Source organism: Pseudomonas mandelii (genome assembly GCF_002251635.1).
GTDB lineage: Bacteria > Pseudomonadota > Gammaproteobacteria > Pseudomonadales > Pseudomonadaceae > Aquipseudomonas > Aquipseudomonas mandelii_B.
The window spans coordinates 1-20,152 of record NZ_NMOJ01000121.1 but is presented as its reverse complement, the minus strand read 5'-3'; the positions used below and the strand labels follow the sequence as shown (position 1 = coordinate 20,152).

The 20,152-nt window shown below is 59.0% G+C and carries 25 protein-coding genes and 1 pseudogene; 11 read left to right on the top strand and 15 right to left on the bottom strand.

What is annotated here, in order from left to right:
- Positions 1-166: 166 nt before the first annotated feature.
- Complete coding sequence (locus B7L09_RS16795) at positions 167-814, top strand: phosphatase domain-containing protein (RefSeq protein WP_094469778.1); 648 nt, start codon at positions 167-169, stop codon at positions 812-814.
- 8 nt (positions 815-822) lie between these two features.
- Here the strand turns inward: B7L09_RS16795 and B7L09_RS16790 are convergent, their stop codons facing one another.
- From B7L09_RS16790 to prlC, 3 genes are all read right to left on the bottom strand, one after another.
- On the bottom strand, positions 823-2,865 hold the full coding sequence (locus B7L09_RS16790; RefSeq protein ID WP_094469777.1) for a M3 family metallopeptidase: 2,043 nt from the start codon (positions 2,863-2,865) through the stop codon (positions 823-825).
- A gap of 112 nt (positions 2,866-2,977) precedes the next feature.
- Positions 2,978-3,265, bottom strand: a complete 288-nt coding sequence (locus B7L09_RS16785; RefSeq protein ID WP_059403677.1) for a YheV family putative zinc ribbon protein — start codon at positions 3,263-3,265, stop codon at positions 2,978-2,980.
- On the bottom strand, positions 3,262-5,340 hold the full coding sequence (gene prlC, locus B7L09_RS16780) for an oligopeptidase A (RefSeq protein WP_176457717.1): 2,079 nt from the start codon (positions 5,338-5,340) through the stop codon (positions 3,262-3,264). The genes B7L09_RS16785 and prlC overlap by 4 nt, the downstream gene beginning before the upstream one ends.
- A 62-nt stretch (positions 5,341-5,402) precedes the next feature.
- Between prlC and B7L09_RS16775 the strand changes: the two genes are divergently transcribed.
- The 3 genes and pseudogenes from B7L09_RS16775 to B7L09_RS16765 all read left to right on the top strand — a co-directional run.
- The gene (locus tag B7L09_RS16775) at positions 5,403-5,948 is read left to right on the top strand and encodes a gamma carbonic anhydrase family protein (RefSeq protein ID WP_094469776.1); all 546 of its coding nucleotides are present in this window, start codon (positions 5,403-5,405) and stop codon (positions 5,946-5,948) included.
- A 26-nt stretch (positions 5,949-5,974) separates the two neighbouring features.
- Positions 5,975-6,625 carry an HAD family hydrolase gene (locus B7L09_RS16770; protein ID WP_094469775.1) on the top strand — a complete coding sequence of 217 codons (651 nt, stop codon included), beginning with the start codon at positions 5,975-5,977 and terminating at the stop codon, positions 6,623-6,625.
- Between the two features lie 175 nt (positions 6,626-6,800).
- Positions 6,801-7,247 (top strand): annotated as a pseudogene (locus tag B7L09_RS16765) (REP-associated tyrosine transposase); the annotation flags it as partial.
- A 115-nt stretch (positions 7,248-7,362) separates the two neighbouring features.
- Here the strand turns inward: B7L09_RS16765 and B7L09_RS16760 are convergent.
- Complete coding sequence (locus B7L09_RS16760) at positions 7,363-8,439, bottom strand: aminopeptidase (RefSeq protein ID WP_094469774.1); 1,077 nt, start codon at positions 8,437-8,439, stop codon at positions 7,363-7,365.
- Between the two features lie 60 nt (positions 8,440-8,499).
- Between B7L09_RS16760 and B7L09_RS16755 the strand changes: the two genes are divergently transcribed.
- The gene (locus B7L09_RS16755) at positions 8,500-8,922 is read left to right on the top strand and encodes a PA0061/PA0062 family lipoprotein (RefSeq protein ID WP_094469773.1); all 423 of its coding nucleotides are present in this window, start codon (positions 8,500-8,502) and stop codon (positions 8,920-8,922) included.
- A gap of 40 nt (positions 8,923-8,962) precedes the next feature.
- The gene (locus B7L09_RS16750) at positions 8,963-9,385 is read left to right on the top strand and encodes a PA0061/PA0062 family lipoprotein (RefSeq protein ID WP_094469772.1); all 423 of its coding nucleotides are present in this window, start codon (positions 8,963-8,965) and stop codon (positions 9,383-9,385) included.
- A gap of 6 nt (positions 9,386-9,391) precedes the next feature.
- On the opposite strand, the gene B7L09_RS16745 is transcribed toward B7L09_RS16750, so the two are convergent.
- Both B7L09_RS16745 and B7L09_RS16740 read right to left on the bottom strand, forming a co-directional pair.
- Positions 9,392-9,625, bottom strand: a complete 234-nt coding sequence (locus B7L09_RS16745; RefSeq protein ID WP_094469771.1) for a DUF1161 domain-containing protein — start codon at positions 9,623-9,625, stop codon at positions 9,392-9,394.
- Between the two features lie 195 nt (positions 9,626-9,820).
- Entirely contained in the window at positions 9,821-10,252 is a 432-nt protein-coding gene (locus tag B7L09_RS16740) for an OsmC family protein (RefSeq protein WP_008152515.1), read from the bottom strand.
- 243 nt (positions 10,253-10,495) lie between these two features.
- Here B7L09_RS16740 and B7L09_RS16735 point away from each other — a divergent pair, with 243 nt between their 5' ends.
- Complete coding sequence (locus tag B7L09_RS16735) at positions 10,496-11,497, top strand: LLM class flavin-dependent oxidoreductase (protein ID WP_094469770.1); 1,002 nt, start codon at positions 10,496-10,498, stop codon at positions 11,495-11,497.
- A 69-nt stretch (positions 11,498-11,566) separates the two neighbouring features.
- On the opposite strand, the gene B7L09_RS16730 is transcribed toward B7L09_RS16735, so the two are convergent.
- Both B7L09_RS16730 and B7L09_RS16725 read right to left on the bottom strand, forming a co-directional pair.
- Complete coding sequence (locus B7L09_RS16730; protein ID WP_094469769.1) at positions 11,567-11,788, bottom strand: DUF1161 domain-containing protein; 222 nt, start codon at positions 11,786-11,788, stop codon at positions 11,567-11,569.
- A 123-nt stretch (positions 11,789-11,911) separates the two neighbouring features.
- Positions 11,912-12,127, bottom strand: coding sequence for a dodecin (locus B7L09_RS16725; RefSeq protein WP_094469768.1), 216 nt, complete (start codon positions 12,125-12,127; stop codon positions 11,912-11,914).
- A 157-nt stretch (positions 12,128-12,284) separates the two neighbouring features.
- Between B7L09_RS16725 and B7L09_RS16720 the strand changes: the two genes are divergently transcribed.
- Positions 12,285-12,611, top strand: a complete 327-nt coding sequence (locus B7L09_RS16720) for an ElaB/YgaM/YqjD family protein (RefSeq protein ID WP_008152522.1) — start codon at positions 12,285-12,287, stop codon at positions 12,609-12,611.
- Here B7L09_RS16720 and B7L09_RS16715 read toward each other — a convergent pair.
- Complete coding sequence (locus B7L09_RS16715) at positions 12,608-13,501, bottom strand: LysR family transcriptional regulator (RefSeq protein WP_094469767.1); 894 nt, start codon at positions 13,499-13,501, stop codon at positions 12,608-12,610. The genes B7L09_RS16720 and B7L09_RS16715 overlap by 4 nt on opposite strands.
- A gap of 112 nt (positions 13,502-13,613) precedes the next feature.
- Between B7L09_RS16715 and trpB the strand changes: the two genes are divergently transcribed.
- The 3 genes from trpB to B7L09_RS16700 all read left to right on the top strand — a co-directional run bounded on the left by trpB (position 13,614) and on the right by B7L09_RS16700 (position 16,223).
- Positions 13,614-14,834 carry a tryptophan synthase subunit beta gene (gene trpB, locus B7L09_RS16710; RefSeq protein WP_094469766.1) on the top strand — a complete coding sequence of 407 codons (1,221 nt, stop codon included), beginning with the start codon at positions 13,614-13,616 and terminating at the stop codon, positions 14,832-14,834.
- Positions 14,834-15,646, top strand: a complete 813-nt coding sequence (gene trpA / locus B7L09_RS16705) for a tryptophan synthase subunit alpha (RefSeq protein ID WP_094469765.1) — start codon at positions 14,834-14,836, stop codon at positions 15,644-15,646. Before trpB ends, trpA begins: the two co-directional genes overlap by 1 nt.
- Positions 15,647-15,767: 121 nt before the next feature.
- Entirely contained in the window at positions 15,768-16,223 is a 456-nt protein-coding gene (locus B7L09_RS16700) for an anti-virulence regulator CigR family protein (protein ID WP_094469764.1), read from the top strand.
- Positions 16,224-16,277: 54 nt separating this feature from the next.
- Here B7L09_RS16700 and B7L09_RS16695 read toward each other — a convergent pair whose 3' ends face one another.
- From B7L09_RS16695 to B7L09_RS16670, 6 genes are all read right to left on the bottom strand, one after another.
- Positions 16,278-18,239, bottom strand: coding sequence for a DUF7844 domain-containing protein (locus B7L09_RS16695; protein ID WP_094469763.1), 1,962 nt, complete (start codon positions 18,237-18,239; stop codon positions 16,278-16,280).
- Positions 18,236-18,556, bottom strand: a complete 321-nt coding sequence (locus tag B7L09_RS16690; protein ID WP_094469762.1) for a DUF2388 domain-containing protein — start codon at positions 18,554-18,556, stop codon at positions 18,236-18,238. The genes B7L09_RS16695 and B7L09_RS16690 overlap by 4 nt, the downstream gene beginning before the upstream one ends.
- A gap of 26 nt (positions 18,557-18,582) precedes the next feature.
- Positions 18,583-18,900, bottom strand: a complete 318-nt coding sequence (locus B7L09_RS16685) for a DUF2388 domain-containing protein (RefSeq protein ID WP_094469761.1) — start codon at positions 18,898-18,900, stop codon at positions 18,583-18,585.
- Positions 18,901-19,006: 106 nt separating this feature from the next.
- Positions 19,007-19,324, bottom strand: coding sequence for a DUF2388 domain-containing protein (locus B7L09_RS16680; protein WP_010465729.1), 318 nt, complete (start codon positions 19,322-19,324; stop codon positions 19,007-19,009).
- Between the two features lie 143 nt (positions 19,325-19,467).
- Positions 19,468-19,677 (bottom strand): DUF1127 domain-containing protein, encoded by a 210-nt coding sequence (locus tag B7L09_RS16675; protein ID WP_176457718.1) that lies wholly within the window; start codon positions 19,675-19,677, stop codon positions 19,468-19,470.
- 259 nt (positions 19,678-19,936) lie between these two features.
- Positions 19,937-20,152, bottom strand: coding sequence for a DUF1127 domain-containing protein (locus B7L09_RS16670; protein WP_094469759.1), 216 nt, complete (start codon positions 20,150-20,152; stop codon positions 19,937-19,939).

Genomic DNA, 20,152 nt, shown 5'->3' with positions numbered 1-20,152 from the left:
CGGAATGGAATTTTAGTACCGCTTTTTTTATTAAGCGCCAGCCATACGAAAGCAGGTTTAAATCCTTCAATTCACGGATCTTTGACAGAAGTCTCACGGGCCTTTGACTGCTCAGGGCTAAAGCTATGTGGCACCTAACCACTTTTCCCCACACGGTCGTCCGAGCATGCCCCGATTGCGCTTCTTAACTGCAACATGCCTGTTGTCGCTGGCCGCACTTTTCAACCTGACGATGGCCTTCGCTGACGACAGCGCATCGCCCCGCCCGGCGGAATGGGCTCAGCCGGTCGAGGTGCAATACAACCTCTATCAAATGTCCCCGACGCTTTACCGCAGCGCCTTGCCCGACAGCGGCGCCGTATCGCTGCTGAAAAAACTCAACGTCGCGACTGTCATCAATTTTCTGCCCGAGTCGGATTCAAGCTGGTTGTCCACGCCGGACATTACTCAGGTGCAGCTGCCCTATCGCACCAATCACGTGGATGACGCCCAGGTGCTCAAAGCCCTGCGTGCCATCCAGACCGCCGAATCCCATGGCCCGGTGCTCATGCACTGCAAACACGGTTCNGACCGCACTGGCCTGATGGCCGCGATGTATCGGGTGGTGATTCAGGGGTGGAGCAAGGAGGACGCCCTGAACGAAATGACCCAGGGCGGCTTTGGTGACAGCACCCATTTCAAGGACGGTGTGCGTTACATGATGCAGGCCGATGCTGACAAGCTTCGAACCGCGCTCGCCAACGGCGATTGCAGCACCAGCCCGTTTGCGGCCTGCTCGATGAAAAATTGGTTCAAATCCGCCCACGTCGAATAAGCATCAGTTCAGCGGGGAGCGCTACTGGGCGGCGATGTGAAAAAGCTGTCGGCGATTGGTTCTCCGAGGAATTCTTCCAGGGCGACCAACAGCGAGCGCGAATCCCCCGGTGAAAAAAAGGCTTCGCGAAAGGCCTTGCCGGTTTGCGGGTTGAATACCCAATGCTGCTGAAACCGTTTGAATGCCTCGGTCGCCAGTACACCCGACCATTTGTAGGCATAAACCGACGCCGCGTACCCGGTCACCATGTAATCGAAGCTGTTGGCGAACCGACAGTAGGGCGGCAGTTGCAGGTGGGGAATCTCTCGCAGCACGTCGTCGAAAATTTGTTCAACGCTTCGGCCATCACCTTGCCTGCGGTGCAATTCGAAGTCGAACAACGCGGCCAGTAACAGCTCTGCGGTTTGCCGGCTGGTCTGGGTCTGGATGGCTGCCAAAGCTGCGTCGACTCGCGTTTCGGCCAGACGCTCGCCGCTCTGGTGGTGAGCGGCCAGCCACAGCAGAAACTCCCCTGACTGGCACCAAAGCTCGAACAATTGCCCGGTGAACTCTGCCGTATCGCGTCCCAGTTGGGTGATACCGGACAGGCGATGGTGAGGCGAGTGGGTCAGAACGTGCTGCAAGCAATGGCCGAACTCATGGAACAGAACGCGCAGGTCCTTATGAGCGAGAAGGCAAGGACGTTCGGCATTCCCGGGCGTGAAGTTGCCATGAAGCACGGCGATCGGCAGCGTCAATCGACCTTCGGCGTCCAGTCGCCGATTACGTAGCGTAGCGGTCCAGGCAAAGTCCGGCGCTTCATCCCGATGGAAAGGGTCGAGGTAAATGTGCCCGACGACCTGGCCATGCTCGCTGATTTCAAACAGGCGCACGCTGTCATGCCAGCGGCTGAATGCCCGCTGTTCGACGATCTGGATGCCAAACATGCGCTCGCTGAACAGGCAAAGTCGATGCAGCGTCCCGTCCAGCGGAAAGTACGATCTCAGGTCTTTCAACGCCCCGCCGAGACGTTGCTGGCGTAGCTGTTCGGCGAGAAACTCGTGATCCCAAGGGTGGACCTCAGTCATGCCGCGCTCAAGCGCAAATGCCTTGAGTTCTTGTGCGTCCTTCTCGAGTTCCGGTGCGGCTTGCACGATTTGCCGCCGCAGGAAACCGGTGACTTGCGCGGTGGATTCGGCCATTTCCGTGACAAGGCTGAGTTGCGCGAAGTTCTCATACCCCAGCAACCTGGCTTTCTGGTGACGCATGGATAACAGCACCTCCAGCACTGGACCATTATCGAATTGCCCGTCGTGGGGGCCTTGATCGGAAGCTCGGGTGGAGTAGGCGACAAAGTATTCTTCACGCAGGGATCGGTCTTCGGCATAGGCCATGACGCGAGTGAAGCTGTCCTGGTCCAGACGCATCAGCCAGCCTTCGTGCCCTGCCTGCTGCGCGTTGACTGCCAGACGCTCCAGTGTCGCCGCAGACAAACCGCGCAATTGCGAGTCGTCGTCGATGCGCTTTGTCCAGGCTGCGCTGGCGCCTTCCAGGTTGGTCATGAACAGGCTTTGCAGCACCCCGATGTCGCGATTCAGCCGGGCCAGCGTCTGCTGTTGGTCGATGGGCAGTTCGATGCCGGACAAGCGAAACCGGCGCAGAATCTTGTTCAAGACCGCTTTGCGCGGCTCATCGTAATTCGCCGCAGCCGGACTCTGCGCCAGCCGCTGATAAGCCCGGAACAGTGCGTGATTACCCATCTTTTCAGATATGTACTGCGCAGCGGCATCACTGCAAGCCGCGCTGGCAGCGTCCCAGGCCTTGCCCTCATGTTTCACCATAGAAAGGGTTTCGATGACGCCCATGGCCTCATCCAGACGCGCATCGGTTTCATCAACGGCCAATACCAGATCATCCCAGTTGGGGATCGTGGATTGGCTCGCGATAATTCCGGCAATGGCCTGGCGGTTGTCGGCAACAAGGGTGTCGATGGCAGGCACCAGGTGTTCGGCGCGGATGTCCTGCCAGGGCGGCAGATCCCAGTGCTTTAGCAGAGGATTGTTATCAGGCATGGCGTCTTCCTTGAATAGGGCTGAAGGATTCAGCCTAAGGAGGACGCGCGGGGGAAGGGTGGTAAATAGATACCACCTTCCACCCCGTCAAAGGGTGGAAGGTGGAGTTGACTCAGTGTTGCTCGTCAGGCTTTTTCTTCAACTTCGGGTTCGGGAAGAACTGCACCGCCTGAACCTTGGCGTCCGGCACCTTGAGCGCCGACGTGTTGACCCGCGTGCCCAATTCCTTGGGCACTGACAGTCCTTGTTCATTGAGCGTGTCCGAATAACCGCAGGCCACGCATTCGCGATGCGGGACCTCGTCTTCGTTCCACATCATCAATTTGTCCGGCTCGCTACAGGCCGGGCAGACCGCCCCGGCGATAAAGCGTCTTTTCGTAATCACAGGCCCTTCACTCATGCTGCCGCGTCCTCACTCAGGCCGCTGTGGCGCAAGAGTGCGTCAATCGACGGCGCACGTCCGCGGAAGTCGACGAACAGCACCATCGGCGCCTGGGAACCACCCCGCGCCAGAATCGCTTCGCGGAATGCACGGCCGGTTTCAGCGTTGAGCACACCCTCTTCCTCGAACTTGGAGAAGGCATCCGCCGACAACACTTCNGCCCACTTGTAGCTGTAATAACCCGCCGCGTAACCGCCGGCGAAGATGTGCGCAAAGCTGTTAGGGAAACGGTTGTAGGCCGGTGGACGCATGACCGAGACCTCATCGCGCACGCCTTCAAGCACCTGCGCCACTGTGCGACCATCGCCATGGGTGGCGTGCAACTCGAAGTCGAACAACGAGAACTCCAGTTGGCGCACCATCATCAGGCCGGACTGGAAATTCTTCGCCGCCAGCATTTTTTCCAGCAGGTCCTGAGGCAGCGGCTCACCGGTTTCATAGTGGCCGGAGATCAGCGCCAGGCCTTCCGGCTCCCAGCACCAGTTCTCCATGAACTGGCTCGGCAGTTCCACTGCATCCCACGCCACGCCGTTGATGCCGGACACGCCAGCGTGTTCAACGCGGGTCAGCAGGTGATGCAAGCCGTGGCCGAATTCGTGGAACAGCGTGGTGACTTCATCGTGGGTCAGCAGCGCAGGCTTGCCGCTGTCGGCCGGGGTGAAGTTGCACACCAGGTTGGCCACCGGGCTTTGCAATACGCCGTCGATCGTGCGGCGACGGTCGCGCGCGCCATCCATCCAGGCACCGCCCCGCTTGTTGGCGCGGGCGTACAGGTCGAAGAAGAAACGCCCGACGTGCTGGCCGTTTTCCTTGATTTCAAACAGGCGAACATCCGGGTGCCAGGTGTCGAAGCCTTTTTGCTCGGCGATTTCGATGCCGTACAGGCGCTGGACGATGGCAAACAGCCCGCCGAGCACTTTGTCGATCGGAAAGTAGGCGCGCAGGGCTTCCTGGGAAACGCTGTAGCGTTGCTCGCGCAGTTTTTCACCGTAGAAACCGCTGTCCCAGCTTTGCAGGTCGGCGCAGCCTTGTTCGGCGGCGTAGGCCTTGAGCTGTTGCAGGTCCTGAGCGGCAAACGGCTTGCTGCGCTTGGCCAGGTCACGCAGGAAGCTCAGCACCTGGTCGCTGGAATCAGCCATTTTGGTGGCCAGGCTCAGCTCGGAGAACGATGCATAGCCCAATAGCTTGGCCAGTTCCTGACGCAGATCGAGGATCTGCTCCATCACCGGGCCGTTATCGTTCTGACCGGCATTCGGGCCTTGGTCAGACGCACGGGTGCAGTAGGCCGCGTAGATTTCTTCACGCAGGGCACGGTCCTGGGCGTAGGTCATCACCGCGTAATAGCTCGGGAATTCCAGCGTGATGAGGAAGCCGTCCAGATCTTTGGCCTGTGCAGCGGCGGCCATTTGCGCCTTGGCCGAATCGGTGAGGCCGGCAAGGGCGGCTTCATCGGTCACGTGCTTGGTCCAGGCTTGAGTCGCGTCGAGTAGCTGGTTGGAGAAGCGGCTGCCCAGCTCCGACAATTTGCTTTGCACTTCGGCGTAACGCTTCTGTTCGGCTNNCGGCAAATCGATACCCGACAGGCGGAAGTCGCGCAGGGCGTGTTCCAGGATAGTTTTTTGCGCCACATCGAAACCGGCGGCTTCCGGGCTGTTCGCCAAGGCTTCGAAGGCCTCGAACAGCTCACGGTTCTGGCCCAGCTCGGTGGAGTAGGCGCTCAAGGCCGGCAGGCAGGACTCGTAGGCTTCGCGCAATTCGGCGCTGTTGCACACGGCGTTGAGGTGGCTGACCGGGCTCCAGGCGGCGCCCAGGCGGTCATTCAGTTCGTCCATTGCCAGCACCAGGCCGGCCCAGGTCGGTTGTTTGCCCTGGCTGTCGAGGATCTCGATAATGGCGGCACGGTTGTCAGCCAGGATCTGTTCAATGGCCGGTTGCACGTGTTCGGCACGGATCGCCGAGAACGGCGGCAGGTCGTAGGACTGCAAAAGAGGGTTGTTCACGCTCACGGTTGGCACCTTGGCTGGAAGAAACATGNGGCCATCTTAATTACAATCAACGCCCACCGCAGCTATCAGCAGAAGAGAGAGAGGCTATCGTGACCCTTCGCACCTATCAGAACCATACGCCAACCCTGGGCGCCGGGGCTTTTGTCGATATTTCGGCGGTGGTGATCGGCGATGTCGAAATCGGCACCGACAGCTCGGTTTGGCCGCTGACCGTGATTCGCGGCGACATGCACCGCATCCGCATCGGTGCGCGCACCAGCGTGCAGGACGGCTGCGTGCTGCACATCACCCACGCCGGGCCGTTCAACCCGGACGGCTTCCCCCGCNTGATCGGCGATGACGTGACCATCGCCCACAAGGTCATGCTGCATGGCTGCACCGTGGGCAGTCGGATCTTGATCGGCATGGGCAGCATCGTGATGGACGGCGCCGTGGTCGAAGACGACGTCATCATCGGCGCCGGTAGCCTGGTGCCGCCGGGCAAGCGNCTGGAAAGCGGCTTTCTGTATGTGGGCAGCCCGGTGAAGCAAATCCGCGCGCTGACTGACAAGGAAAATGCCTTTTTCACGTACAGCGCGGCGAACTACGTGAAGCTCAAGAATTTGCATCTGGCTGAAGGCTACGACCAGCTCTGACCCTGCGCCCTTATTCAGGATTCAACATGCATTACCAAACCGTTTTGTTTGACCTTGATGGCACACTGACCGACCCGCGCGAGGGCATCACCCGTTCGATCCAGTTCGCCCTGAGCAAACTGGGCATCGATGAACCCGACCTGACCAAGCTGGAGCACTTCATCGGCCCGCCGTTGCTGCAAGCCTTCATGCAGTTCTACGGCTTCGACGAGGCCAAGGCTTGGGAGGCGGTGAATTTTTATCGCGAGCGTTTCAAGGTCACCGGCCTGTATGAAAACCGTGTGTTCGACGGCGTCACACCGTTGCTGGAAACCCTCGGCGGGCAAGGGCGACAGTTGTTCATCGCAACCTCAAAGCCGTGGGTGTTCGCCCGGGAAATCGCCCGGCACTTCGACTTCGCCAGGCACTTCAAGGTGATTTACGGCAGCGAACTGGACGGCACACGCACTAACAAAGTCGAGTTGATTGCCCACCTGATGGCCGAAGAAAGCCTGGACCCGGCCAACACCCTGATGATTGGTGATCGAAAGCACGACCTGATCGGGGCGCGCAGCAATGGGCTGGACTCGGCGGCGGTGGGTTATGGTTTTGGCAGCCGGGAAGAGTTGAGCGCAGAAGCGCCGGCCTATCACTTTGAAACGCTGGATGAGATGCATCGGGCGTTTTTGCAGCGTTAGTTGAAACGCCTTCGCGGGCAAGCCACGCTCCCACAGGACCTATGTCGCACGCATTTTTCGTACGCGACACGGAGCCTGTGGGAGCGGGCTTGCCCGCGAAAAGCCAGTTACCACCCAAGTCCCTTCTAATCGTCCTAGGCTCAAAGTCTGAGGTCACGATCAAGGAGGATCATTAATGCCAGAGCTAAAACATGCTCATCGATTGCGCACCGGCCGATATTCGGAGCCCGGACAGATTTACCTCCTGACAGCCGTCGTTTTGAACCGGCAACCGTTATTCCATGACTTCAAGAGTGGGCGACTGGTAGTCGATGCCCTGAAAACTGCTGAGCAGGAAGGGTTTGCGACGTCACTGGCCTGGGTCGTCATGCCCGATCATTTCCATTGGCTGATCGAGTTACAGAATATTCAGTTACCCAGTTTGATGGCTCGAACCAAATCACGCATCGCAGTAACGCTTAATCGCTCGGCAGGACGCCAAGGTCCGGTTTGGCAACATGGTTATCACGATCGCGCCATTCGTAAGGAAGAAGATCTACAGGCAGTTGCTCGCTACATCGTCGCCAATCCGTTGCGAGCTGGCTTGGTCGAGAGGGTAGGGGATTATCCCCTGTGGGACGCCTTCGCGGGCAAGCCACGCTCCCACAGGACCTATGTCGCACGCATTTTTCGTACGCGACACGGAGCCTGTGGGAGCGGGCTTGCCCGCGAAAAGCCCCGCTCAACCACCAACACTTTTATGATCCTGCCAAAGCCTTCAGCGCCGCCTTGCGCTTATCAACCGGCATCGCACCAAGCTGCTCGACGGCGGCATAAAACTTCAGCCAATCCCCACCCTCCTGCCTGAACAGCGCCGCAAACGCCGGCACCCATTGGTCATACAACCCAAACGGCAACAACCGGGCATTGTTCATTGGCGCATTGATCCACGCGTCATAGCGTTTATCCCCGGCCCAGCGGCTGTCGCGCAGTTGTCGATATTCAAGACGCAGTCGTTCGAACTCCGCTGCTTTGCGCTGGCGCATCTGATCGGTGGGTAGCGGTAGGGCGTAGAGCTTTTCGAGTCGCGTGCGCGTATCCAGAACCAATTGAATAAATTGGTCTCGATGCTGCGCCTGTGCGCCGTTGTCCGGTGCCAGACTGCGCGATGCTCGCCATTGCCGGGTGCCTTCCTGCTCGACAAAGNTGGCNNAAGACTCGTTGAACTCGGTGTCGTCCTTCACATAAAAACGCTGGTGCGCCAACTCATGAAAAATCAGCGTGGCCAGCCGCTCGTCGCCCCAACCCATCATTGAGCTGAGAATCGGATCGTTGAACCAGCCGAGCGTCGAATAGGCCTCGACGCCGCCAATGGACACGTCCATACCTTTCAGGCGTTGTAAGGCAGCCTCGCCGCGGGCAGCACTCTGGCTGTAATAACCGCGATAGGCGACGCAACCGGCGATAGGGAAGCAATGGTTTTGCGGTGTCAGGGAAAATTCCGGCGTGGCAAAGACGTTCCAGACCACGAACGGCCGGCCAATGTCGGCGTACAGACGGTAGCTCTGGTTATCCGGCAGATGCAGCTGTTGGCTGGCGAATGTCCGGGCCTTTTGTGACTGGACCAGATGCGCGCGCAGCATCGGATCGCGAGACGGATCGGCAACCACCTCGGCCACCGGCTCCCTGGCCCGCAGCAACTGCAGCTGACCACTGGCCAATTGGCTGTAGTAACTGACGCCGGCGCAACCACTGAGTAATAAAAGCAACACGCCCGGAAACAAAATCCGCAAAACGCGATCAAGTAACCCAAGGCTTGGAAGCGGCCTGATCAAAATAAAATCATCCCTGGAGAGTCTGCCCGCAAGACTATCCCGCCTGACTGGAGCTCCGCTATGCGCAAATTGATGCTGACGGGAGGCTTGTTGATGCTGACCGGCTGTGCTGGTTTCGGCTTACCTCATCATGATCCGTCGCAAGCGTGGATCGAACTTGACTCACAGCAAGAAGACACCGCCCTGCAAGCGCTGGAAGTCGATGACAAGGCCTCCACCGACAAACGCTATTTCGAGGTACATCCGGGCAGTCATGAGCTGACGGTGCGTTACCAGTTTCCGGTCCAGCCCACCAACATCGGCCCTGACGCCGAACCGCTTTGGCGTGATTGCCAGTTGAATGTGAAATTCAATGACTTCAACGCCGGTGAGCGGTATCAGCTGCAAGCGGGGAATATCGGCTTCCGGCCATGGGCAAAGCTCTATGACCAGCAACGAAAAGTGATTGGCCAAGGCACGCCCGCTGGCTGCCAAAGCAGCTGATCGGCGCTATGCTGAATGACCATCCTTTGGGACATTCATCGTGCGCAGATTGATGCTGTTGCTCGCCGCAGGCGTAGTTGCCGGCTGCCAGAGTCCGTTACCGGCGGTAAATCCGCAGATGGCCTGGATCGAGTTCTCGACGCCATTCCCCAACGACAAGTTGCTGATGGCGGAGCGACTGGACAAACAGCGATTGCGTGACGGGCGTTTTTTCCAGGTGACGCCCGGCAGCCATGAGCTGGTCGTCAGGTTCGACTTTGAAGTGCCCGGTGGCGGGGGCATGGGCATGATGAGTTCCACTACGGAACGGCTGTGCTACCTGACCATCAACTACGATCATTTCGAAGCCGGCCAGCGTTATGTGCTGGAAGGCCGTTCGATAGCGTTCACCCCCGGCGCCCGGTTGTACAACGCCAAGCGGGAGATCGTCGCTGAAGATCGCGAGGCCTACTGCCTGATGTGAGGCAAATCAGCGGTCGTTTTTTTGATAAATTATTTTTTTGGTGCCGCCTTCGCAGGTGCCGACGACCATGTTCTGATCGTGGACTTCGTCATTGGTGACGATTTCCAGGGTGTAGGACGAGACGTTATTGGCCTGGATCTTGGCCTCGATCTCGGCCTTGAGTTCTTCACAGGATTTCGGTGCCGCCAGGGCCGAAGTGGCCAGCGCGCAACAGATAATCGCCAAGGCAAAACGTTTCATGGTTGAAGCTCCATTGAGGCAACGCGCAGGGGACTGCGGTTCAGCTGCTGTCATTTATTCGACCACAGTTTGGTAAAGCGAGTTCTGACTTCGCTCACAAAGCGCAGGTTTAGCCGTTGGGATTGTGTCGCTTAGAAGATCGCTTTCGCGAGCAAGCCCGCTCNCGAAGGCTTCAGTACATTCAGCGCCTGATCATCAGCTAACCAATGTCGCATCCAGGCTGATCTTCGCATTCAACACTTTGGATACCGGGCAACCTTCTTTGGCCTTGTTGCTCAGCTCCTCGAACTGCGCCTGAGTCGCCCCGGGGATTTTCGCCTTGAGGATCAATTTCACCGCCGTGATCGCAAAACCACCGTCGACTTGATCCAGGGTGACTTCAGCATTGGTATCGATGCTGTCAGCCTTGAGCCCCGCATCACCCAAGATCATCGAAAACGCCATCGAGAAACATCCCGCATGCGCCGCGCCGATCAGTTCCTCCGGATTGGTGCCTTTGCCGCCTTCGAAACGAGCCTTGAAGCCGTAGGGTGCTTCTCTGAGTACACCGGTTTCAGTGGAGATCGAGCCGATGCCGGTTTTCAGATCACCTTCCCAATGAGCCGATGCTTTCTTCGTAATAGCCATGTCTGCCTCCTCAAGATCCGGCGCGAAACGTCGCACCTTCGTGGTTTTCGGTTGCTAGGGTTCTGAGGATAGACGGTGGTGCAAAGTTCACCCCATCTCAAAAGTCCTACCGTTTTCGTAGGAATTTATGTCTTGGCTATTGAATCTCGGGTATATGCCCTCATTGCATGAAGCACGCTTATAGATTCGGCAGGTTTTCGTTCGCAAGAAAAAACCTGCGCTCACCATTGGAGAAGCAGGCTTATGAAACGACTGTCCGATATCAAGTTCTCGACCCTTGATCTGGTGCCCGTGCGCGAGAACGGCAGCGCGGCCCAGTCGCTGCGCAATTCCCTGGACCTGGCGCAGCATGTCGAGAAGTTCGGCTACAACCGTTTTTGGGTGGCCGAACACCACAACATGGACGGCATCGCCAGCTCGGCCACCTCGGTTTTGCTGGGTTATTTGGCCGGTGGCACTTCGACCATTCGTGTCGGCTCCGGCGGCGTGATGCTGCCCAACCACGCGCCGCTGGTGATCGCGGAACAATTCGGCACCCTCGAAAGCCTGTATCCAGGCCGGATCGATCTGGGCTTGGGGCGCGCCCCCGGTTCTGATCAAATGACCGCCCGTGCCTTGCGCCGCGAGCGTTCCGGCAGCGCCGACGAGTTTCCGGAAGATGTTACGGAGCTGATGCGATATCTCGGCCCACGCACGCCAGACCAGCGCATCATCGCCATGCCGGGCACCGGGACCAATGTCCCTGTCTGGTTGCTGGGTTCCAGCCTGTTCAGCGCGCAGCTTGCGGGAGAGAGGGGTTTGCCCTACGCCTTCGCCTCGCATTTCGCACCGCGTTTGATGCACGAGGCGATTCGCGTGTATCGCAATCACTTCAAGCCTTCAGCCGTGCTGGACAAGCCCTACGTGATGCTCGGCNTGCCGCTGGTCGCCGCTGACACTGACGAACAAGCGGATTACCTGGCGACTTCGGTCTATCAGCGCATCCTGGCGTTGATGCGTGGCCAAAGCCTGGTGCAGCGCCCACCGGTGAAAACCATGGATGGCCTGTGGCTGCCCCATGAAAAAGACGCCGTGGGTGATTTCCTCGGTCTTGCGATGGTGGGCAGCCCGCAGAAAATCCGCGCCAAGCTGGAGGTGCTGATCGAGCAGACTCAGGCAGACGAGCTGATTTTCACCTGCGACCTTTACGAACATGCGGATCGGGTGCATTCCTATGAGCTGCTGGCGCAGGTCATGAAGGGCTGAGGCTCGGACACGCCGCACATCAAAAAGCCGACGCATTGCGTCGGCTTTTTGATGTGCGCAGGATTCGACCTACTTCGAGTAGACGATGACCTTCGTGCCCTTCTCACAGGTGCCGACGACTTTCCCGCCGGCAGCAGCGCCTTTATCGACTATTTCCAATGAATAATTAGAAATGCCCTTGGCATCAAGTTTCGCTGCGATTTCGGCTTTCAGCTCTTCGCACGACTTGCCCTCAGCAAACGCTGTACCCGCAAGGCTCAACAAACCTACCGCTAAAATAAAATGTTTCATCGGTTGCATTCCCTGGTCGGATCAAAGGGAGCATCCAGCCATCAGCCGGAGGTACTCATGTAGCGCTTTGCCATTTCCCTATGGCACTCGGCCAGCGCGCAAGTTCAGAAGACTAGCTCAAACTCAGCTGCTGGCAATCCGGAACCCGACCTTGAGCGTGACCTGGAAGTGGGCGGCCTTGCCGTCCTTGATGTGACCACGGGTTTCGGTCACTTCAAACCACTCCAAGTGCTTGATGCTCTTATGCGCTTCGGCAATGGCGTTGTTGATGGCGTCTTCGATGCTGGTCGTCGACGAGCCCACCAGTTCGACTTTCTTGTAGGTGTGATGGTCAGTCATGGCGTTCTCCTTGGGGTATGAAATACAGCCTAGCAGTGATTTTTCGTATTACTTCTGTCGGCTGTTGCAACGCAGAAGTTCAGAATTACTGCACTTTCTCGAACCCTTGAAGTCCCAACCAACACACGCTACTCATCATCAATGAAGGAGAGCCACCATGGCCAACACCTCTTTACGTAAAGCCTCATTGCAAAGCATGGAAGCCGAGATCGAGAGTCTGCTGAAATCTTTGGAAAATCTGAAAGACGACGCCTCGGACGAGTCGCGTAAAACCCTCAAAGCGCTGAAAAGCAACGCCGAGAACGCGCTGAAGCATTCGCGCCATCTGCTCAGCGATGCGTATGAAGAAGTCAAAGTCAAAACCCGCGAAACCGGGATTGCCACTCGGGACTACGCCCAGGAGCACCCTTGGACTACCGCAGGCGTTGCAGTGGGCGCATTGGGTCTGCTCGCGGCTTATCTGCTGTTCAAGCGCGGCGACTAATCTGTCTGGCGCAGTTCAGCCTTGAGCCACTGCGCCAACTGCCGAGCGCGCCCGTCCGCGGCGCGCTTGGGTAGCCACAACGCCAGGTGCGCCGGGGTTTCACTGAAACCCCACGGCGCCACCAGGCGACCCGCTCGCAGGTCCTCTGCCACCAGCGGTTCAGGCGCAATCGCCACCCCCAGCCCCGCNACTGCCGCTTCCAGCAGATAATACAAATGCTCGAAACCTTGACCGTACTTCAACGCCTTGGCGTCGAGGCCACTTTGCTGTGCCCAGCTCGGCCAGGCCTGTGGGCGCGAGGTGGTGTGCAGCAAGGGTTCGTTCAATAACGCTGTGGCCGGCGAACCTTGCAGCCGTTCGTAACCTGCGAANCGCGGGCTCATCACAGGGCCGATTCGCTCGCTGGCCAGTTCATACACCTGCATATCCGCCGGCCACGGCGGNTCGGCAAACACCAGCAGGGCATCGAGCCCCGGCCGTCGCGGATCGAGATCGCCTTCGCCCGCCGACAGGTGCAGACGCAGGTCCGGCAGGTCCGCATTCAATCGTCCCAAGCGTGGAATAAACCAGCGCGCCAACAAACTGCCCGAGCAGCCGAGAACAAATGGAGCGTCAGCGGTGCTTTGGGTCAGCTCTGCGCAAACCGTGCGTAGACGTTCAAAGGCTTCACCGCTGGCATCGCGCAAACGCACACCGGCATCTGTGAGTTTCAGGCCGCGTCCATCCTTGATGAACAGGCTGACGCCGAGGTGTTCTTCGAGCACCTTGAGTTGCCGGCTGACCGCACCATGAGTGACGTGCAGCTGTTCGGCTGCCTGACTGACGCTGTTCAGTCGGGCCGTCGCTTCAAAGGCGCGAAGGGCGTTCAGCGGGGGAAGGTCGTGGCTCATGAGATCTGTGAGTTTTCCTGACAGGTTACGGCGATCTTATCGGTTTTCAGCGCCGGATGTGAGGGGTAGAGTGACCGTCATTGTCATCTCACGAATCCTACTGGAGCGACCCATGACCCAGACCGATCTGCGCAACGGCCCTGACGCCAACGGCCTCTTTGGCGCGTTTGGCGGCCGTTACGTCGCTGAAACCCTGATGCCGTTGATCCTCGAACTGGCCCGCGAATACGAAGCGGCCAAGATCGATCCGGCTTTCAACGAAGAATTGGCCTACTTCCAGCGCGACTACGTCGGACGCCCAAGCCCGCTGTATTTCGCTGAACGCCTGACTGAGTTCTGCGGCGGCGCCAAGATCTATCTGAAGCGCGAAGAGCTGAACCACACCGGCGCGCACAAGATCAACAACTGCATCGGCCAGATCCTGCTGGCACGGCGCATGGGCAAAAAACGCATCATCGCCGAGACCGGCGCCGGCATGCACGGCGTGGCAACCGCCACCGTGGCCGCACGCTTTGGCCTCGACTGCGTGATCTACATGGGCACCACCGACATCGAGCGTCAACAGGCCAACGTATTTCGCATGAAGCTGCTGGGCGCCGAAGTGATCCCGGTGGTCGCCGGCACCGGCACGCTCAAAGACGCGATGAACGAAGCCCTGCGTGACTGGGTGACCAACGTCGACGACACCTTCTACCTGATCGGCACCGTGGCCGGCCCGCACCCCTACCCGGCGATGGTGCGCGACTTCCAGGCCGTGATCGGCAAGGAAACCCGCACCCAGATGCAAGCCCAGGAAGGCCGCTTGCCGGACAGCCTGGTGGCCTGCATCGGCGGTGGCTCCAACGCCATGGGCCTGTTCCACCCGTTCCTGGATGACGCCAGCGTCGAGATTATCGGCGTTGAAGCGGCCGGCTACGGCATCGAAACCGGCAAGCATGCCGCCAGCCTCAACGGCGGCGTACCGGGCGTGCTGCACGGCAACCGCACCTTCCTGCTGCAGGACGACGACGGCCAGATCATCGACGCCCACTCGATTTCCGCCGGCCTCGACTACCCCGGCATCGGCCCTGAACACGCCTGGTTGCATGATATCGGCCGCGTTCAGTACACCTCGGTGACCGACGACGAGGCCCTGATNGCATTCCACAAATGCTGCCGCCTGGAAGGGATTATTCCGGCACTGGAAACCGCCCACGCCTTGGCCGAAGTGTTCAAACGCGCACCGAATCTGCCGAAGGATCACCTGATGGTGGTCAACCTCTCCGGCCGTGGCGACAAAGACATGCAGACCGTGATGCANCACATGGAACAATCGAAGCAGGAGAAACACTGATGAGCCGCCTGCAAACGCGCTTTGCCGAACTCAAGGAACAGAATCGCGCCGCCCTGGTGACCTTCGTCACCGCTGGCGACCCGAGCTATGACACTTCCCTGGCGATCCTCAAAGGCTTGCCCGGTGCCGGTGCCGACGTGATCGAGNTGGGCATGCCCTTCACCGACCCGATGGCCGACGGCCCGGCGATTCAACTGGCCAACATCCGCGCGCTGGAAGCCAAGCAGAACCTGGCGAAAACCCTGCTGATGGTTCGCGAGTTCCGNGAAGGCAATACCGAGACGCCGCTGGTGCTGATGGGGTATTTCAACCCGATCCACATGTACGGCGTGCCGCGTTTCATTGCCGACGCTAAAGAGGCCGGGGTTGATGGTTTGATCGTGGTCGACCTGCCGCCCGAGCATAACGGCGAGCTGTGCGACCCGGCCCAGGCTGCGGGCCTGGACTTCATCCGTCTGACCACACCGACAACCGATGATGTGCGTCTGCCGACCGTGCTCAACGGCAGCTCGGGCTTTGTTTATTACGTGTCGGTAGCCGGTGTGACCGGCGCCGGCGCGGCCACCCTGGAACACGTTGAAGAAGCGGTGACCCGTCTGCGCCGCCACACCGACCTGCCGATCAGCATCGGTTTTGGTATTCGCACCCCGGAACAGGCTGCGGCCATCGCGCGTCTGGCCGATGGTGTGGTGGTGGGTTCGGCATTGATCGATCACATCGCCAATGCCACCACGCCGGAACAGGCGGTTGATGGCGTGCTGAGTCTGTGCTCGGCGCTGGCTGACGGCGTGCGTAAGGCCCGCGTCAGCTGAAGGTAAAGTTCCTGATACAGAGGAATTAGAGCCTCACGGTACAGACTAAACAGCAAGACCGAGGGCTTCAGGACTACGTTCTGAAGCCCTTTTTGCTGTTTGTGCAGTGAGGAAAGACCCGATGAAAATGCCGAAACGTCTGATTGCCAGCCTGGGCGTGCTGATGCTCAGTGCCACGCCGTTGCTGCATGCGAGCGCCGATCAGCGCGACGATCACGACCACGGCGGCCCGCAGCAGGGCCATTACGATAACCGTGGTGACAATCATGGCGATGACCACCGTGGCCCGCAGGACAATCATCGCGGCGGCCCTCCGCCACGGGATTTCGGCCCGGTGCGCCAGACTATTCACGATAACCACGGCTATTTTGTACGCGGCGCACCTCCCCCTCCAGGTGTTCATCTGGTGCGTGGCCGGCCGTTGCCTCACGGCTATTACGGTGAGCGTCTGGATGACCGTGCCTTGGGACGGCTGCCGTATTACCCGGGCTACGAATGGCGCCGTGCGGGGGGCGACATTGTGCTGATCGCCGTGGGCACCGGGATCGTCTATGAGATTCTGGAAGGGGTGCTTTGATCTAACGTGCAGGCAAAAAGAAGGCGTCATGGGTCATCCACGACGCCTTCTTGCTTATGGCAACTCCAGGCCGCCCGCTGCTTTATGCAATTTGCGCAAATGTTCGCCAACCAGTTTCAGGTTAGCTTCATTGGCAGCCATCTCAGCTGCCCGGCCTGGGTCGAGCAGCGCCCTGACTTCCTTGTCCAGATCTCCGGTCAGCAGCTGAAGCTGCTTCTGCCGCAAGCTGCTTTCCGATTCCAGGCGCTGCCATTCATTCGGTTGAGGCAATCCATAACCGCCGGTGCCGAGCAGCTCCGCCGGACGACTGAGGAAGCCGCTATTGGCGAGAATCTGCTGCAAGGTTGCGTTCGCCTTGTCCATGCCGCCGTTCTTCAATTCCCGAGCGCCCAGATAACGTTGTTTCACTTCATCCTGGGCCAGCACCAACTGTTGACGGAAGCTGGCCTGCTCCAGCAACAGCAGCGCGGCACTGGTGCGTAGGTCAGCTTGTTCAAACCATTGCCGACGCTCTTCAGCTTTCAGTGCCAGCCAGTCTTCGACTTTTTCCTGCTTGATCGGCAAGTGCTTCTTCAGCACTTCGAACATCGCTTGATAGCGGTCACGGAAGGAGTCGAATCGATAACCCAGGCGCAGCGCTTCGCGTGGGTCGTCGAGCACGCTGGTATTCGCCAGTCCGCGGCCCTTCATCACTTCCAGCAAACCGTTGGGCATGATGCTGTCGAGCCCGACCAGTTGCGCATTGTTGGTACCGCTGCGCAGCAACTTCAAGCCTTCCACCGCGCAGTTGTTGGACAGGAAAAAATAGTTTCCGTCGTAACTCCAGTGCATCTCGGCGGCGTGCTCCACCACGTCTTCAATTTCGTTGCGCGACAGGTTCAGCGGTACCGAGGCCAGGCTGCGCAACTCGGTCTTGGTGTATTCGTCGATCACTTGGGCCAGCGGCAGCACAAATAGGCGCGAGGGGTATTTACCCACCAGCCCATCCCAGCTCGAGAGCTGCACGTCGCCGACGAAGGCGCGGTAGGACAACACAAGATGCTGGTCGAGGTCCAGCCGGCAATCCGGGCCGCGTGGGCGACCGGGCGCGCAGATCACCAGGCGCAACATGCTGTGGCCCCAGCGGCTGACCAGGTTTTGGTTGGCTTCGGCCAGCAGGTAGTCGATTTCATACACCCGCTCCGGATCGACCTGGCCCAGCGGTTGTTTGGCAAAGTCGTTGCCGGCATTGAGGAAGGCAAAGGATTTGCTGCAAGTGTCCTTGGCGGCGGGAGCCCAGCCGAAATGTTCTTTGTAATAGCGAAACAGCGCGGGGCGACGGCAGGCGTAGCTCGGGTCGAGGAGGAAGTACTCCATGTTGACGGCCACGAACTCCAGCGGGCTGGTGGTTTCGTAGATGTCCGGGCTGCGGGCGATTTGCCGGTTGTGCTGCTCGCGCTCGCCACGGCGACCGACGTATTGCGGCCAGCCGGCCAGGTCGAGCAGGCGCGGGTCATCGCTCAGGGTAAAGCGGCGGTCGGATTGGCCACGGCATTCATCCGGGATGCCGATCAGGCCGGAACTGCTGTTGCGCCGGGTGCAGCGCTGTATCAGTGTGCGCTCGTCTTTGGTCCACAGGCGCGCACGGTCGTAAATGTGGGTCAGTTCATGCAGCACGGTGGCGAGCATCTCGCGGCGGACGGTGCCATGGGGGCGATAGGTTTTCTTGGTGGCGGCGCTGCCGTCCGTGAGGCTTGCGAGCAGGTTGCGGTTCAGGTCGAGTTCGGACACCAGCGAGGCCTGGCCATAAGCGTTTTCAGGCATTTTGTCGGTCCAGCCGACATCAATGCGCCGGTCCAGCTGCTCGATAAAGCGCGGCGGCAAAGCCTGCATGGCTTCATCGAGCAACACCTGACTGGCTTGCTGTTGTTCGGGGCTCAGACCCTCGGTCTTGAGCCGTAATTGCAGGCCAGCCTGGGCCGTGTTGCACAGCAGCAACATCAGCCCGGCCACCAGCCAGGCGCTTGGCGACCTCACAGTGCGAGGATGGCTTCGGCGAGCACCTGATCACTGGCGTCCCGGGCTTCCGGCACACGAGTGCGCAACGTGTTGATGGCCGCTTCAAGGTGCGCGCCGCGTATGTCGCCATCGCTGGCAACGAAACTGGCGGCATCGTCGTGGGCTTCACGGATGATCTTCGAATCGCGGATCGACGTGGTGGTGTCAGACGTGAAATCAAGGGTGCGCTGGGTGGCATTGATGATGATGTTACTGGTGGCGACCAGGGTATGCGCCTGGGTCACATCGGCCAATAAAAGCAGGCCAAGGGCAACAGCAATTAGAGGGCTACGCATGGAACGACTCCAAAATACAAAGATGATTATTGGACGAGAATTGCCTGCGCCAGTTCAAGGTCGCTGGCATGAAGTTTTGGCTGGGTCCGACGCAGGTAAATCAGCGCGGACTCTAGCTGCGCTCCGCGTAACTGGCCGTCGCTGGCAATGAACGCTGCAGCGTCATCGTGTGCCTCGATCAGCAGCTTACGGTCGAAGGGGGCGGCGGTCACCATGCTGGTGGCGTAACCCGTGATGACGATGCCTTGGGTCGACAGGTTGAACGCGTCGAAGGCATAGGTCGGGCCCGACCAGCAGGCTGCGATAAATACTGAAATGAAAAGCTGCTTTGAAGGAAGACGCATGAGACTCGATTGTCGAAAGCGAGTCCAAAGGCTAGCGCAATGCCCGGGCTAGAGCCAGCGCCGAAACATTGGGACACGACAAGCGTGTCCCACGTGTCAGCGTCGCTTAGATCGTCAGGATGGCCTGTGCCAGCTGTGCATCAGTGGCGTTCAGCTGAGGCGCCTGGTGGCGAATGTGGTCAAGTGCGCTTTCGAGCTTCACGCCACGAATGGCGCCTTCGCTGGCGACAAAGCTGGCGGCGTCGTCGCGGGCAGCGCGCACGATCTTGTCATCGCGAAAGGAAGAAGTGACATCGGATGTTGCATCGGAACTGGACTTCAGCGCGCCAACAACGGCATCCGTGGTCACGATAAAGCTGGTCGCGTGGGAATTGGCAGCCACGGCAAGCAGGGCTGCAGCGCTGAGCAGACGAAGACGGGACATGGTGTAACTCCTTTGGATAACCGATTGAGAGTGTTGAAGTAGCTGTTGAGTCAGACGCCTGTCGTACAGCGCTCGCCACGTTCTGGTTCGATATTAGGCCTGCTTTTATCGGTTCGAACAGTACCTTCTGTTAAAGCAGAGCCCTAGCGCCAGAACGGTTTATCCAATTCATTGAGCCGATCCGCGTGGCTGATGCCCAGGTCCGAGAGTTGCTGATCATTGAGTTGGCCCAGCAAACGTCGGGTTCTAGCTCTCTCAAGGTTGCCGGCGAGCACCCTCAGCAAGTGTTTAAGCCTGACGAATCGCGGCTTCGGTTGAAGGGCAGAAGCGGAAACATTCAGTAGATTATTCAAGGCGCAGTCCTTTTGCCGGTGAGTCAGGACTTCCATGTTGAGTCCTTCACCTCTGGATCTACAGATACACCGCTGAGAAATTGTACCGATTCAATTATGTAATTATTTTAACTGTACTGGTCGCCCGGTATTCCTTTTGTACCGGCACCAACAAAGAACGAAAACGACAAAGCCCGTCGTGGTTTCCCACGACGGGCTTTGTTTTTTCAATTTGGAGTGCTGGCGGTGGACCCGGTGGGTCAGAGCCAGCGACGCTAACTTAGCGCCAGAACGGCTTGCTCAGCTCTTCGTAGCGTTGCGCTTCGCTGATACCGGCGTCAGCCAGCAGACGCGAATCCAGACGAGCCAGTTGGTGGCGGCTGGAGATGCGGCGCTGCCACAACATCAGGTTGGCGAGAACGCGCAAAGGCAGGGAAGCCTGGGTGTTTACAGCTTTTTCTTCGAAGAACAGNTCGGAACTGAGTGTACGTTCCAT